Here is a 14,040-nt window from a genome sequence, read left to right on the forward strand (position 1 = left end):
TTTCCGGCAATGCGTGTCGTCGTAACGGGGGGAGCAGGCTTTATTGGTTCGGCGCTTGTGCGTCATCTGGTGAGCGAGATCGGCGCCGAGGTGCTGAATATCGACAAGCTGACCTATGCCGGAAATCTGGCCTCGCTGACATCTGTCGAGAATGCCGCTAACTACCGCTTTCTGCAGGCCGATATCTGCGACCGGGCGAAGATACAGGAAGCCTTCGCCTCGTTCAGGCCCGATATCGTCATGCATCTGGCGGCGGAAAGCCATGTCGACCGCTCGATCTCCGGTGCTGGCGATTTTATCCAGACCAATATCGTCGGCACTTTCAGCCTGCTCGATGCTGCGCGACATTACTGGGATAGCCTCGATACGGGACCCAAGGCGGCCTTCCGCTTCCTGCATGTCTCGACGGACGAGGTCTATGGTTCGCTCGGCGATCAGGGCCTGTTCGAGGAAGTGACCGCTTATGATCCCTCCTCGCCCTATTCGGCCTCGAAGGCTGCGAGCGACCACCTGGCGATCGCCTGGCACCGGACCTACGGGCTGCCGGTCGTGGTCTCCAACTGCTCCAATAATTACGGACCCTACCACTTCCCGGAAAAGCTCATTCCGCTGATGATCCTCAACGCGCTGGATGGCAAGGCACTGCCGGTCTACGGCAACGGCGCCAATATTCGCGACTGGCTCTATGTCGAGGATCACGCGCGGGCGCTCTTCACCATCGCCTCGCGCGGACGCCCGGGTGAAAAATACAATGTCGGCGGGCGCAACGAGCGCCGCAATATCGAGGTGGTCGAGCGCATCTGCGCGATTCTCGACACCGTGTTTCCGGACAAGGCCTCGCATTCGCGCCTGATCACCAATGTCACCGACCGGCCCGGCCACGATGCGCGCTACGCGATCGACGCGACCAAGCTGGAGACGGAGCTCGGCTGGAAGGCTGCGGAGAATTTCGACAGCGGCATCGACAAGACCGTGCGCTGGTATCTCGACAATGAATGGTGGTGGCGCCCTCTGCGCGACAACGTCTATTCCGGCGAACGCCTTGGCGTCTTCAAGGGACGATGACGATGCGCATTGCCGTAACGGGTAGAGAGGGTCAGGTCGCTCGGTCGCTTCTGGCGACAGCACCCTCAGGCATTGAGGTGATCGCGATTGGCCGCCCTGAGCTCGATCTTGCCAATCCCGCTAGTGTGCTGCCGGCTCTGGCAGCAGCACAGCCCGACGTGATCGTCTCCGCAGCAGCCTATACGGCTGTCGACAAGGCTGAGAGCGAGCCGGATGTGGCTTTCGCCGTCAATGCCGCCGGTGCCGGCGCCGTATCCGAAGCGGCCGCGGATCTCCGTATCCCCGTCATCCATTTATCGACCGATTATGTGTTCTCCGGCGAGAAGCTGGCGCCCTATGTCGAGACCGATCCAACCGGTCCGATCTCGGTCTATGGCAGCACCAAACTTGAAGGGGAGCTGCGGGTGGCGGCCGGCAATCCCGATCACGTCATCCTGCGGACGGCCTGGGTCTATTCGCCCTTCGGCGCCAATTTCGTGAAGACGATGCTGCGGCTTGCCGAAACGCGCGACGAGCTGCGCGTCGTCGCCGATCAGCAGGGGTGCCCGACATCGGCGCTTGATATTGCTGGGGCGATCTTCGCCATCGCGGCGCGTTTGAAAGCCGATCCGGATCCCGCGCTGCGCGGCACCTTTCATCTGACCGGGACCGGCGAAGCCACCTGGGCCGATTTTGCCACCGAGATCTTTGCGCAATCGCGAGCGCTCGGCGGCAACAGTGCCGCGGTTACGCCCATCACCACTGCAGAATATCCGACGCCCGCGAGGCGCCCCGCCAATTCGCGGCTTTCGGGAGACAAACTCGCTGCCACCTACGGCATCCGCTTGCCCGACTGGAAAAGCTCGACGGAAATTGCGGTCAAAGCCATTTTGAAAAATGCGATTTGAGGAGACTGAGATGAAGGGGATCATTCTAGCGGGCGGCACCGGCACCAGGCTTCATCCGATCACCCAGGCGGTGTCGAAGCAGCTGATGCCTGTCTACGACAAGCCGATGATCTACTATCCGCTGACGACGCTGATGCTGGCCGGGATCAACGACATCCTGATCATCACCACGCCGCACGATGTCGAGGCCTTCAAGCGGCTTCTCGGCGACGGTTCGCAATGGGGCATTTCGCTGAGCTACGCAGTTCAGCCCAGCCCCGATGGTCTGGCACAAGCCTTCATCATCGGCGCCGATTTCATCAACGGCCAGAATTCCGCGCTGGTTCTCGGCGACAATATCTATTTCGGTCACGGCCTGCCGGAGATCATGAAGTCGGGGACGGCGCGCACCAAAGGCGCCACGGTCTTTGCCTATCACGTCACCGATCCCGAGCGTTACGGCGTCGTCGAATTCGACGGCAAGATGAACGCGCTGTCGATCGAGGAAAAGCCGAAGCAGCCGAAATCCAACTGGGCTGTCACCGGCCTCTATTTCTACGACCAGCAGGTCGTCGATATCGCCGCCAATCTGAAGCCGTCACCGCGCGGTGAATTGGAGATCACCGATGTCAACCGCACCTATCTGGAGCGCGGCGAACTCTATGTCGAACTGATGGGCCGTGGCTATGCCTGGCTTGATACCGGCACACCCGATAGCCTGCTCGACGCAGCCGCCTTCGTCAGTACGCTGGAGAAGCGCCAGGGCTTCAAGATCGCCTGCCCTGAGGAAGTGGCGTGGCGCATGGGGTATATCAGCCAGGACGACCTGGCAAAGCTTGCCGAAAAGCTCGGCAAGAGCGCCTATGGCCAGTATCTCACCAAGTTGTCCACCGACTGGTAAGGCTTACTTCGCCGGTGCCGCATCAGAGACGCGCAGCTGAATGCGGCGCGAGCCCTGGTAATGGTCTGCGCCGAGCGAGCCTGCAACATGCAGATTGGCGCCGCGTGAATTGAGCAGCAGGTTCCCGAGAGCGGTATCGGCGGCGCGGAAGGCAATGCCGTCAAGACGGGCGCCGTCCATGGCTTCGAGCGTCACCTTGACGTGCTTTTCGCCGACCGTCCTGACATCGCGCAGGCGATGGGCGGGGATGGCGAAGACCGGCTGCGAATGGCCGGAGCCATAGGGGCCTGCGGTTTCCAGCCGGTCGATGAGATCGAGCGTGGCGCCGTTGGCGCCGATCGCGCCATCGATCTTCAGCATTTCATTGGCGACGAGATTGGCGACGGTCTTTTCGGCGCGTTCGGTGAAGAAACTGCGCAAGGCGCCGAGCTTCTCGCGCTCGACCGTCAGACCGGCGGCCATCGCATGTCCGCCGCCCTTGATCAGCAACCCCTCGTCGACAGCGGCGCGGACCATACGTCCCATATCGAAGCCGTTGATCGAGCGGCCGGATCCCGTACCGCGGCCCGATGGATCGAAAGCAATGGCGAAGGCCGGGCGCTTGAACTTTTCCTTGAGACGTGCGGCGAGAAGGCCGACGATCCCGGGATGCCACTTGTCGCGGGCAGTCACGATGACGGAAGCACCCTGGCCATCGCCATACTCGGCCATTGCCTCGGCCTCCGCCTCCTGCAGCATGGCGGCTTCCATCACCTGGCGGTCGCGGTTCAGTTCGTCGAGCTTCTGGGCGATCGTCTCCGCTTCGCCGGCATCGTCGAGCGTCAGCAGGCGGCTGCCGAGGGCGGCGTCGCCGATGCGGCCACCGGCATTGATACGGGGACCGACGAGAAAGCCGAAATGATAGGGCGTGACCGGGCCGGAGAGACTGGCCTTGCGAAACAGGGCGGCAAGACCCGCATTGCTCTGGTGACGCGCTGCAACGAGGCCCTTGACGACATAGGCACGGTTCAGGCCTTTCAGCGGGACGACATCGCAGACCGTGGCGAGCGCCACGATATCGAGCCACTGCAGGAGGTCGATTGCCAGAATGCGCTTGTCGCCGGCTTCACGCAGCAATCTGAGCGTGGCCACCAGCACCAGGAAGACCACGCCGGCGGCGCAGAGGTGCCCCTGGCCCGAGAGATCGTCCTCACGGTTGGGGTTCACCAGCGCGTGGCAATGCGGCAGCGCGTGTGTCACCTGATGGTGATCGATGACGACGACGTCGATATTGCGCGCCTTGGCGGCATCGAGCGCCTCGTGGCTGGTCGATCCGCAGTCGACGGTGACGATCAATTTCGCGCCATTGTCGATCAACTGGTTGATGGCGGCAGCATTCGGTCCGTAGCCTTCGAAAATGCGGTCAGGAATATAGATCTCGGCCTTGACGCCGAAATGGGCGAGGAAGCGGTACATCAGGGCCGATGAAGCGGCACCGTCGACGTCATAGTCACCGAAGATCGCAACATTCTCACCGCGCCGGATGGCTTCTGCCAAACGCTTTGCCGCCGTCTCGCAATCGGTCAGCTTGTAGGGATCGGGCATCAGGTTGCGGATGGTCGGATCGAGGAACTCGACCGCTTCATCGACCGCAACGCCCCGCCCGGCAAGCACGCGGGCAATCAGATCCGGCAGGCCATGGACTTGCGACATGGCGAGCGCGCGGTTCTGCCCGGCCTGGTCGAGCCGCGAAATCCAGCGATTGTCGAGAATGGATTTCTCCACCCCGAGGAACGCGCGCTGTACCGGATCAGCGGCTATATCCACCATTCTGCCAATGCCCCATAATGTCACCGCCCCGTGACGGGGCGGCAAAAATTGCATGAGCACATTTATGCAGGCTTAAGGCCGGTGGCAACGCCCGGGCTGGCGTTACCCTCAGTCTTCCTTGGGGCGCTCGATGCGGATGACCTGCGGTTCGCCGACGAGATAGCCCTCGCCCTTGATCGCGGCAACCGCCTTGCGAACCGAATCCTCGGTCGTCGCATGGGTGACGAGGATGATCGTCTGGTGATGCGACGGCGACAGGTGCTGTTGCGAGCGCTGCACGATCGATTCCAGCGAGATGTGGTTTTCGGCCATGCGCGTTGCGACGCTGGCGAAAACGCCGGTGCGGTCGAGAACCGTCAGGCGGATGAAGTAGCCGCCTTCGTGGCTCTGCATCTGCGCCTTGCGATAGGGCTCCAGCGACTTGGCCGGATGACCGAGCACCGGAACGCGCTGGGCACCCGGCTGGCTCTTGGCGATATCGGCGATGTCGCCGAGAACCGACGAGGCGGTTGCATTGCCGCCAGCACCCGGGCCGACCATCAGCAGTTCGCCGAGAATATCGGATTCGATCGCCACGGCATTGGTGACGCCATCGACCTGGGCGATGACGGAATCAACCGGCACCATGGTCGGATGAACGCGCTGCTCGATACCGGTTTCGGTGCGCTGGGCAACGCCGAGGAGCTTGATGCGGTAGCCGAGATCGGCGGCAGCGCGGATATCTTCGATCGAGATATTGGTGATGCCTTCGAGGTAAATGTCGTCGGCAGCAATCTGGTTACCGAAGGCCAGCGTCGTCAGGATCGACAGCTTGTGCGCCGTATCGTTGCCCTCGATATCGAAGGCCGGATCGGCTTCGGCATAGCCGAGACGCTGGGCTTCGGCGAGGCAATCGGCGAAGGACAGGCCTTCCTTCTCCATCTTGGTGAGGATGTAATTGCAGGTGCCGTTCATGATCCCGTAGATGCGGGAGATCGAATTGCCGGTCAGGGATTCGCGCAGCGCCTTGATGACGGGGATACCGCCCGCAACAGCCGCTTCGAAGTTGAGCAGCGAGCCCTTCTCTTCCGCGATCTTGGCGAACTCGACGCCGTTGTAAGCAAGCAGCGCCTTGTTGGCTGTCACCACATGGAGACCGCGATCGAGGGCAGCCTTGACGGATGCCTTGGCGGCGCCCTCGGCACCACCGACGAGCTCGACGAAAACCTCGATGTCGGCCTTGGCGGCCAGCTCTTCCGGCGTATCGTACCAGGTGATGCCATCGAGATTGATGCCGCGATCCTTGGTCTTGTCGCGTGCCGTGACGGCCGTAATGTGAATCGGACGCCCGCAGGTGGCAGCAAGCTCGTTGCTCTTCTTCTGGATGATACGGACGAGCGAGGCACCGACGGTACCAAGACCCGCAATGCCGATTTTGAGGGCGTCTGCCATGAAGCGATCCTGAATGTTCATGAGTGGCAGCCGCGGACCGCGGCTGCCGATTGGGAGATGTCTATCAGCGGTGTGCGTTGAGCGAGATGACGTTGTGCATCGTCTCGTCGGCCGTCGACAGGAATTTCTTGATGCTGCGCGCAGCCTGGCGGATGCGGTGCTCGTTCTCGACGAGTGCGAGACGAACGTAATCATCGCCCATTTCGCCGAAGCCGATGCCCGGCGCCACGGCAACGTCGGCCTTTTCGACCAGCAGCTTGGAGAATTCCAGCGAACCGAGGTGACGGAACTTCTCCGGGATCTTCGCCCAGGCGAACATCGTGGCAGCCGGCGGCGGCACTTCGAAGCCGGCCTTGCCGAAGCTCTCGACCATGACGTCGCGGCGGCGCTTGTAGACGTTGCGGACCTCAGCGATGTCGGAGCCATCGCCGTTCAGCGCGTGCGTCGCTGCAACCTGGATCGGCGTGAAGGCGCCGTAGTCGAGGTAGGACTTCACGCGCGTCAGGGCTGCGATCAGGCGCTCGTTGCCGACGGCAAAGCCCATGCGCCAGCCGGGCATGGAGAAGGTCTTCGACATCGAGGTGAATTCGACGGTGACGTCGATGGCACCAGGAACCTGCAGAACGGAGGGCGGCGGTTCGCCGTCGAAGTAGATTTCCGAATAGGCAAGGTCGGACAACACGATGATGTCGTGCTTCTTCGCAAAGGCGATGACGTCCTTGTAGAAATCGAGTGTCGCGACGAAGGCCGTCGGGTTCGACGGATAGTTCAGGATCAGCGCCAGCGGCTTCGGGATCGAGTGACGCACGGCGCGCTCGAGCGGCGCGAAGAAATTCTCATCCGGCTCGACCGGGATCGAACGGATCACGCCGCCTGCCATCAGGAAGCCGAAGGCGTGGATCGGATAGGTCGGGTTCGGGCAGAGGATGACGTCACCAGGCGCGGTGATCGCCTGCGCCATGTTGGCGAAACCTTCCTTGGAACCGAGGGTCGCGACGACCTGCGTATCCGGGTTGAGCTTCACGCCGAAGCGGCGGGCGTAATAGGCGGCCTGCGCGCGGCGAAGACCGGGAATGCCCTTGGAGGACGAATAGCGATGCGTGCGCGGGTCCTGGACCACTTCGCAGAGCTTGTCGACAATGGCTTTCGGGGTCGGCAGGTCAGGGTTTCCCATACCGAGATCGATGATATCGGCGCCGCCCGCTCGCGCGCTTGCTTTCAAACGGTTGACCTGTTCGAAAACATAAGGCGGCAAACGCCGGACTTTGTGAAACTCTTCCATTTCATTCCCCATGGAAATGCGGCCACCGCGGCCGCGCTCGAAGTTCGTCCTGTTCCCGGCTGCTTGCGATACGAACTTCAGAATCGCATGCGCCGTATTCATCAGACTGTCTGCAGGCGGCGATTCTTTGACGGATGCCGCAGCTGCGAAGCATTATCGGGAAAATTTACGTCTCCCGCCAGCTGCGGAAGGCTTTGCGTGCAAATTGCCTGAAAGGCAAGGCCTACTTGGTGATTTCCGAGAGTGTGTCGGCGCCGTGATCGGCCGCAAGCTTGCGGTATTCGGCAACGCGGCGCTGATACTCGGCCTCGGAAATCGTGCCCGCCTTGCGCTGCGCGCCAAGCGCAGTCAGCTTGGCCTGCAGGCCCTTGGCCTCGTCATCGTTCATCTGAACGTTGGCGGCCGTCAGAGGCGCACCGAAGGACGGATAACCGTCCCTGTAGTGCGAAAGGCCGCTCTCGGCCGGAGCCTCACCCTTGGTGGCGGTCATCACGACCGCCGTGGGGGCCGCTCGCCTGGCGGCAAGCGCTGCCTTCTCATCCGGCGTCGACGTGCAGCCGGCAAGCGTCATCGCCGCGGCCGCGGCAATAATTGCCATGCGGGTTGCGATTGCGATGCCAGAGCTGCCGTTGTTCGTCATGCCAGATCTTCCAAATCCTCAAGCCTCTGCGACTGTTAAATTTGTCGCAGCAACAAAGCAATAGCACGAGCGTGGTTGTGTTGAACTTGTTTTATCGATCTTGCACGATGTACAAATCGATTTCAGGATGATTGCTGCCGCCCGGAGGAAACGTGTGACCGACAGCAAGACAGGCGACAAGGGAAAGCCGCAAGGCTTCGAAACGGCAGACCTCGATCCCTATCTGATGAAGGATCCCGAGGCGATGGCGATGAATTTTGCCCGCGCCCTCGAAAATCTCGGCAAGGCCGCATCGGCATGGCTGGCGCCCCGCGAACGGGGCGACGTCAGCGACAAAGCCGCCGAGCCGATGACCGACATGGTCAAGACGCTGTCGAAGATCACCGAATACTGGATGTCCGATCCGCGCCGCACCTTCGAGGCGCAGACGCAGCTGATGAGCAGCTATTTCGGCGTCTGGATGCGCTCGATGCAGCGCATGCAGGGCGAAGCCGCCGAACCAGAGCCCGAGCGCAAGGACAAACGGTTTTCCGATCAGGACTGGGAGAAGAACCCGTTCTTCGACTTCCTGCGGCAGGTCTATTTCATCACCGCCGACTGGGCCGAGAAGATGGTGACGCAGACCGAGGGTCTGGACGAGCACACCAAGCACAAGGCCGGTTTCTATATCAAGCAGATCACCGCGGCGCTCTCGCCCAGCAATTTTGTCGCCACCAACCCGCAGCTCTACCGGGAAACCATCGCCAGCAGCGGCGAAAACCTGGTGCGCGGCATGAAGATGCTGGCCGAGGATATCGTTGCCGGGCACGGCGACCTGAAGCTTCGCCAGACCGACATGACGAAATTCGCCGTCGGCCGGGATATGGCACTGACACCGGGCAAGGTGATCGCCCAGAACGATATCTGCCAGATCATCCAGTACGAGGCGGCGACGGAAACGGTGCTGAAGCGCCCTCTCCTGATCTGCCCGCCCTGGATCAACAAGTTCTATATCCTCGACCTCAATCCGCAAAAGTCGTTCATCAAGTGGTGCGTCGATCAGGGCCAGACGGTGTTCGTGATCTCCTGGGTCAATCCCGATTCGCGCCATGCCGACAAGGACTGGACGGCCTATGCCCGCGAGGGCGTCGATTTCGCGCTTGAGACGATCGAGAAGGCCACGGGCGAAAAGGACGTCAACGCCGTCGGCTATTGCGTCGGCGGGACGCTGCTGGCCGCAACGCTGGCGCTTCATGCCAAGGAAAAGAACAAGCGCATCCGCTCGGCGACGCTGTTCACCACGCAGGTGGATTTCACCCATGCCGGCGACCTGAAGGTCTTCGTCGACGAAGAACAGCTGCAGGCGCTGGAAGCGCATATGCAATCGGTCGGCTACCTCGATGGGTCGAAGATGGCGACGGCATTCAACATGCTGCGCGCTTCGGAACTGATCTGGCCCTATTTCGTCAACAACTACCTGAAGGGCGAAATGCCGATGCCCTTCGACCTTTTGTTCTGGAATGCCGATTCGACGCGAATGGCGGCTGCCAATCACGCCTTCTATCTGCGCAACTGCTATCTCAAGAATGCCCTCACCGCCGATGAGATGATCCTCGACGGCAAGACCGTGTCGCTGAAAGACGTGAAGATCCCGATCTACAATCTGGCGACCCGCGAGGATCACATCGCGCCGGCAAAGTCGGTCTTCCTCGGCAGCCAGTTCTTCGGCGGCAAGGTGGATTTCGTTGTCACCGGCTCAGGACATATCGCCGGCGTCGTCAATCCACCGGACAAGAAGAAGTATCAGTATTGGACCGGCGGCCCAGCCAAGGGCGATTACGACACCTGGCTCAACAAGGCCGAGGAAAATCCAGGCTCCTGGTGGCCGCACTGGCAGGCGTGGATCGAGGCCAAGGACGGCAAGCGCGTGCCCGCCCGCAAGCCCGGCGGTGCATCGCTGAATGCGATCGAGGAAGCACCGGGCAGCTACGTGATGGAGCGGGCATAGGCCATATCTGCCTCCGAACAGTCGATCTTTAGCCCGATTTCGTCGCCAAAAGAACCGAACCAGAATCTTTTTTTGGGCGGTCCTTCATGCTTATAAAGAAATTGGAAACCATAATCCCGCATAGTTCCAGGCAGTTGATTATGTGCGGGATGCCTCAATTAGGCCCTCTTGCTTCATTATCGGCTCCGGCGAAAGCGTCCTGCGTAAGCTGCCGGTAGAGTGACGCGTTTGGAAACCGAGTAATATGGCGTTTGCTGTCGAGACGTGTGAAAGCGTCAACCCTTTCGGCTGGGCGATTTTTGGCTCGGCAAAGCTCCTCCGGCTCGTTCCGGTCATCGCTGCCATCGGCCTTGGGGCCGCTGTATCGACATGGGCGCTCGCATCGGTCGCAACGATGCACTCGTCGGCCATGCCGGAACGCGAAGACAAGCGGCTGTTTGCGGACATTGCCATCGCACCGATGGCGCCCGTGCATCATAACGCGGCGGCTGCCCATACGCTCGTCCACATCGGCAAATTTTCCCGGCTGCCCGGCCAGATCACCGTGTCCGATCGCATGACGGCAGAAGTGCAGTCGAAATCCTCCAAGGACATGGTGGCGCTGATGCAGCGCCGGGGGCTCTCGGCGCTTGCCATGCGCAACAACGGCAGTGAAATTGCCTCGGCCCTGAAGCAGCAGGCGGAAACGATCGCAGGCGCTGCGGCATTTTCTGCCGTCACGGTTCCGGCCTCCCTCCCCGCGCCAGTCCAGGTAGCTACGGTCAAGGCGCCGCAACCGGCGCCGACCATGGCAGCTGCAGAAGCACTGCCGCAACAGAAGCCGGTAGCCGCCGCTGCACCGGCCGTCGAAACCGCCCTTGCCGAGAGCGTCGTGTCTGACGCACCGTTCGGCCTCGTTCTGTCGGAAAGCGGCGACGTGCCGCTGCCGATGGCACGCCCGAACCGGCCGAAGCCTGCTGCCGATGCACCGGTCGCCGCACTCGCCTATGCCAAGGTGGATCAGGACGACGATGACGGCGACATGCCGAAGATCGGCCGGACGGCGCTTGCCCCAGTCGCCCGCAACGGCATTGCGATCTACGACATTTCCGCCGGCACGGTGTACATGCCGAACGGCGAGCGCCTCGAAGCCCATTCCGGCCTTGGCGCAATGCGCGACAACCCGCGCTATGTCAGCCAGAAGATGCGCGGCCCGACGCCGCCGCACACCTATAATCTGCAGATGCGCGAAGCCCTGTTCCACGGCGTCGAGGCAATCCGCCTGCATCCCGTCGGCGGCCCAGGCGCCATTCATGACCGCGTCGGGCTGCTTGCCCACACCTACATGCTCGGCAAGCGCGGCGATTCCAACGGCTGTGTATCGTTCAGGGACTACAAGCGCTTCCTGGCCGCGTTCAAGCGTGGCGAAGTCAAACAGCTCGTCGTCGTGCCGAAATATACCGGCGGCTCGACGGGTTCCTCGCCCAAATCGACGCTGGCATCGCTCTTCTCCAAACAATCCTAAGTCCAGTATCTGCATTTGATCGATGAGGCGGCCCAGGCAGCTGGCCGCCTCATCGGCGCAATGCTGGCACAAATCGCGACAGGCCCATTGATCGGCATGGACGAACCCGGCATAGCTGCATTATGTACGACAAGGACAATTTCCGCTAAGGCCCTGCAATGGTGAATTATATCGAAGCCGCATCGGCGCCGCCGAAAAATACCGGCGCAATCAGGCTCTATGGCCCCGAGGCTTTCGAGGGTATGCGCAAGGCGTGCCAGGTGACCGCCCGCTGTCTCGACGAGCTGGCGGCGATCGTCAAGCCGGGGCTTGCGACCGATGCGATCGACCGTTTCGTCTTCGAATTCGGCATGGACAATGGCGCCTATCCGGCGACACTGAACTATCGCGGCTACACGAAATCGACTTGCACCTCGATCAACCATGTCGTCTGCCACGGCATTCCAGATTCAAAGCCGCTGCGCGATGGCGACATCGTCAATATCGACGTCACCTATGTGGTCGACGGCTGGCACGGCGATTCGAGCCGCATGTATCCGGTCGGTCAGCTGAAGCGCGCGGCCGAACGGCTTCTCGAGGTCACCCATGAATCACTGATGCGCGGAATTGGCGCCGTGCGTCCGGGCGCCCGCACCGGCGCGATCGGCGAAGCGATCCAGACCTATGCCGAGGCCGAACGCTGCTCCGTCGTGCGCGATTTCTGCGGCCACGGCGTCGGCGGCCTGTTCCACGATTCGCCGAATATCCTGCATTACGGCCGCGCCAACGAAGGGCCGGAATTGCGGGAAGGCATGATCTTCACCATCGAGCCGATGATCAATCTCGGGCGTCCGCATGTGAAGGTTCTCGCCGACGGCTGGACGGCAGTCACCCGCGACCGCTCGCTCTCGGCACAATACGAACACACCGTCGGCGTCACCGCCAGCGGATGCGAGATCTTCACGCTGTCGCCCGGTGGTCTCGACCGTCCGGGGCTCGCGCCGCTCAACGGGTGAAACGAAGATGGCGAAAGGCCCGGTTCTGACTTCCGATGACGAGCTGCCTTTCGACGATTTGCCTGTTGGCGAACCGGATATCGACGAGCGCCTTTTCTTTGCCGAGCAGCCCGCAAAACCCTCGATGGCGAAAGCGGCTTCAGCACCGCCTGCCCTTGGCGGAGAGCAACATTATCACGGCCACCGCGAGCGGCTACGAAACCGCTTCCGCGAAAATGGCGACGGGGCGCTGGCCGATTACGAAATCCTGGAGCTTCTGCTTTTCCGCCTGATCCCGCGGCGCGACACCAAGCCGATCGCCAAGGCCCTGCTCGACCGCTTCGGCACGCTCGCCGCCGTCTTCGGCGCGCCGGCCGGGCTGCTGCAGGAGGTCAAGGGCATCGGCGAGACGGTGGCACTGGATCTCAAGCTGATCGCCGCGGTGGCGCAACGCACGCTGAAGAGCGAGTTGCGCAACAAGCAAGTGCTCGGTTCCTGGTCGTCGGTGATCCAGTATTGCCATGCGGCGATGGCGCACGAAACCCGTGAGCAGTTTCGCATTCTCTTCCTCGACAAACGCAACGCGCTGATCGCCGACGAGGTGCAGGGGCGCGGCACGGTCGATCACACGCCTGTCTATCCGCGTGAAGTGGTGAAGCGCGCGCTGGAGCTTTCGGCAACCGCGCTGATCTTGGTTCACAACCATCCCTCCGGCGACCCGACGCCTTCGCGCGCCGATATCGACATGACGAAAATGATCATCGATACGGCAAAGCCGCTCGGCATAACAGTTCACGACCACATCATCATCGGCAAGGACGGCCATGCCAGCCTTAAAGGCCTCAGGCTAATCTAGCTACAGTCACAGTTTCCTTCAGGTGTCTGTCAGCTTCGGCTCGCAAAGAGCGCATGCTGCTCTTCTCGCAGCGCGACCCGAGCTTGAGATTCGATGACACTGAGATTTCCGCGCCTGACCATTTCCCCGATCGCCAAACGCATCCTCAGCCTCACCGGCATGCTCGTGCTGCTGATTGGCGGCTACTATGTCCATCTGTTGGCGACGAACAATTTCCACGCCGTCGTGCCCGGGGAAGTCTATCGTTCCTCGCAGCCTTCCGCCTCGGCGATCGCCCGGCTGGAAGGCAGCTACGGCATCAAAACGATCCTCAATCTAAGGGGCGAGAACGGCAGCAAGAGCTGGTACGACAGCGAGATCGCCCAATCGAATGCACTTGGGATCAAGCATATCGACTTCCGCATGAATTCCTCAAAGGAACTGACGCCTGAACAGGCTCTGCAGCTGATCGCCATCATGCGCGACGCGCCGAAGCCGCTCCTGATCCATTGCCAGGCAGGCGCAGATCGCACCGGGCTTGCCTCGGCGCTCTATCTCGCTGCCATCGCCGGCAAGAGTGAAAAGGTCGCGGAGGGCCAGCTGTCGCTACTTTACGGCCATATCCCCTACTCGTTTTCGCATGCTTTCCCGATGGATATTACCTTCGAGAAGATGGAACCCCTGCTTGGCTTCGGTAATTCTTGATACCAGCGCCTTAAACCATCTGTAACATTGACCAGCTACCG

The 14,040-nt window shown here is 61.5% G+C and carries 12 protein-coding genes; 8 read left to right on the top strand and 4 right to left on the bottom strand.

Features of this window, described 5'->3' with window-relative positions; genetic code table 11:
• The first annotated feature begins 9 nt into the window (after window positions 1-9).
• The 3 genes from rfbB to rfbA are packed head-to-tail and all read left to right on the top strand — an operon-like array spanning window position 10 to window position 2,832.
• Complete coding sequence (gene rfbB / locus AC1DIJ_RS24150; protein ID WP_112388004.1) at window positions 10-1,065, top strand: dTDP-glucose 4,6-dehydratase; 1,056 nt, start codon at window positions 10-12, stop codon at window positions 1,063-1,065.
• A 2-nt stretch (window positions 1,066-1,067) separates the two neighbouring features.
• Entirely contained in the window at window positions 1,068-1,952 is an 885-nt protein-coding gene (gene rfbD / locus AC1DIJ_RS24155) for a dTDP-4-dehydrorhamnose reductase (RefSeq protein WP_112388166.1), read from the top strand.
• A gap of 10 nt (window positions 1,953-1,962) precedes the next feature.
• The gene (rfbA, locus tag AC1DIJ_RS24160; RefSeq protein ID WP_112388003.1) at window positions 1,963-2,832 is read left to right on the top strand and encodes a glucose-1-phosphate thymidylyltransferase RfbA; all 870 of its coding nucleotides are present in this window, start codon (window positions 1,963-1,965) and stop codon (window positions 2,830-2,832) included.
• Between the two features lie 3 nt (window positions 2,833-2,835).
• Here rfbA and recJ read toward each other — a convergent pair whose 3' ends face one another.
• The 4 genes from recJ to AC1DIJ_RS24180 form a co-directional block, all read right to left on the bottom strand.
• Window positions 2,836-4,641, bottom strand: coding sequence for a single-stranded-DNA-specific exonuclease RecJ (recJ, locus tag AC1DIJ_RS24165; RefSeq protein ID WP_112388002.1), 1,806 nt, complete (start codon window positions 4,639-4,641; stop codon window positions 2,836-2,838).
• Window positions 4,642-4,749: 108 nt separating this feature from the next.
• Window positions 4,750-6,072 (bottom strand): homoserine dehydrogenase, encoded by a 1,323-nt coding sequence (locus AC1DIJ_RS24170; protein WP_112388165.1) that lies wholly within the window; start codon window positions 6,070-6,072, stop codon window positions 4,750-4,752.
• A gap of 64 nt (window positions 6,073-6,136) precedes the next feature.
• Complete coding sequence (locus AC1DIJ_RS24175; protein WP_112388164.1) at window positions 6,137-7,354, bottom strand: LL-diaminopimelate aminotransferase; 1,218 nt, start codon at window positions 7,352-7,354, stop codon at window positions 6,137-6,139.
• A 223-nt stretch (window positions 7,355-7,577) separates the two neighbouring features.
• The gene (locus AC1DIJ_RS24180) at window positions 7,578-7,994 is read right to left on the bottom strand and encodes a hypothetical protein (protein WP_112388001.1); all 417 of its coding nucleotides are present in this window, start codon (window positions 7,992-7,994) and stop codon (window positions 7,578-7,580) included.
• Between the two features lie 127 nt (window positions 7,995-8,121).
• Here AC1DIJ_RS24180 and AC1DIJ_RS24185 point away from each other — a divergent pair, with 127 nt between their 5' ends.
• The 5 genes from AC1DIJ_RS24185 to AC1DIJ_RS24205 all read left to right on the top strand — a co-directional run bounded on the left by AC1DIJ_RS24185 (window position 8,122) and on the right by AC1DIJ_RS24205 (window position 13,999).
• On the top strand, window positions 8,122-9,981 hold the full coding sequence (locus AC1DIJ_RS24185) for a PHA/PHB synthase family protein (RefSeq protein ID WP_477831645.1): 1,860 nt from the start codon (window positions 8,122-8,124) through the stop codon (window positions 9,979-9,981).
• 244 nt (window positions 9,982-10,225) lie between these two features.
• Complete coding sequence (locus tag AC1DIJ_RS24190) at window positions 10,226-11,485, top strand: DUF2778 domain-containing protein (protein ID WP_112387999.1); 1,260 nt, start codon at window positions 10,226-10,228, stop codon at window positions 11,483-11,485.
• Between the two features lie 158 nt (window positions 11,486-11,643).
• Window positions 11,644-12,480, top strand: a complete 837-nt coding sequence (map, locus tag AC1DIJ_RS24195; RefSeq protein ID WP_112387998.1) for a type I methionyl aminopeptidase — start codon at window positions 11,644-11,646, stop codon at window positions 12,478-12,480.
• A 7-nt stretch (window positions 12,481-12,487) separates the two neighbouring features.
• On the top strand, window positions 12,488-13,315 hold the full coding sequence (radC, locus tag AC1DIJ_RS24200) for a RadC family protein (protein ID WP_112387997.1): 828 nt from the start codon (window positions 12,488-12,490) through the stop codon (window positions 13,313-13,315).
• Window positions 13,316-13,408: 93 nt separating this feature from the next.
• A complete protein-coding gene (locus AC1DIJ_RS24205) occupies window positions 13,409-13,999 on the top strand; it encodes a dual specificity protein phosphatase family protein (protein WP_112387996.1) in 591 nt (196 codons plus the stop codon).
• The last annotated feature ends 41 nt before the right edge of the window (window positions 14,000-14,040 follow it).

Source organism: Rhizobium sp. 10N427, assembly GCF_056394605.1.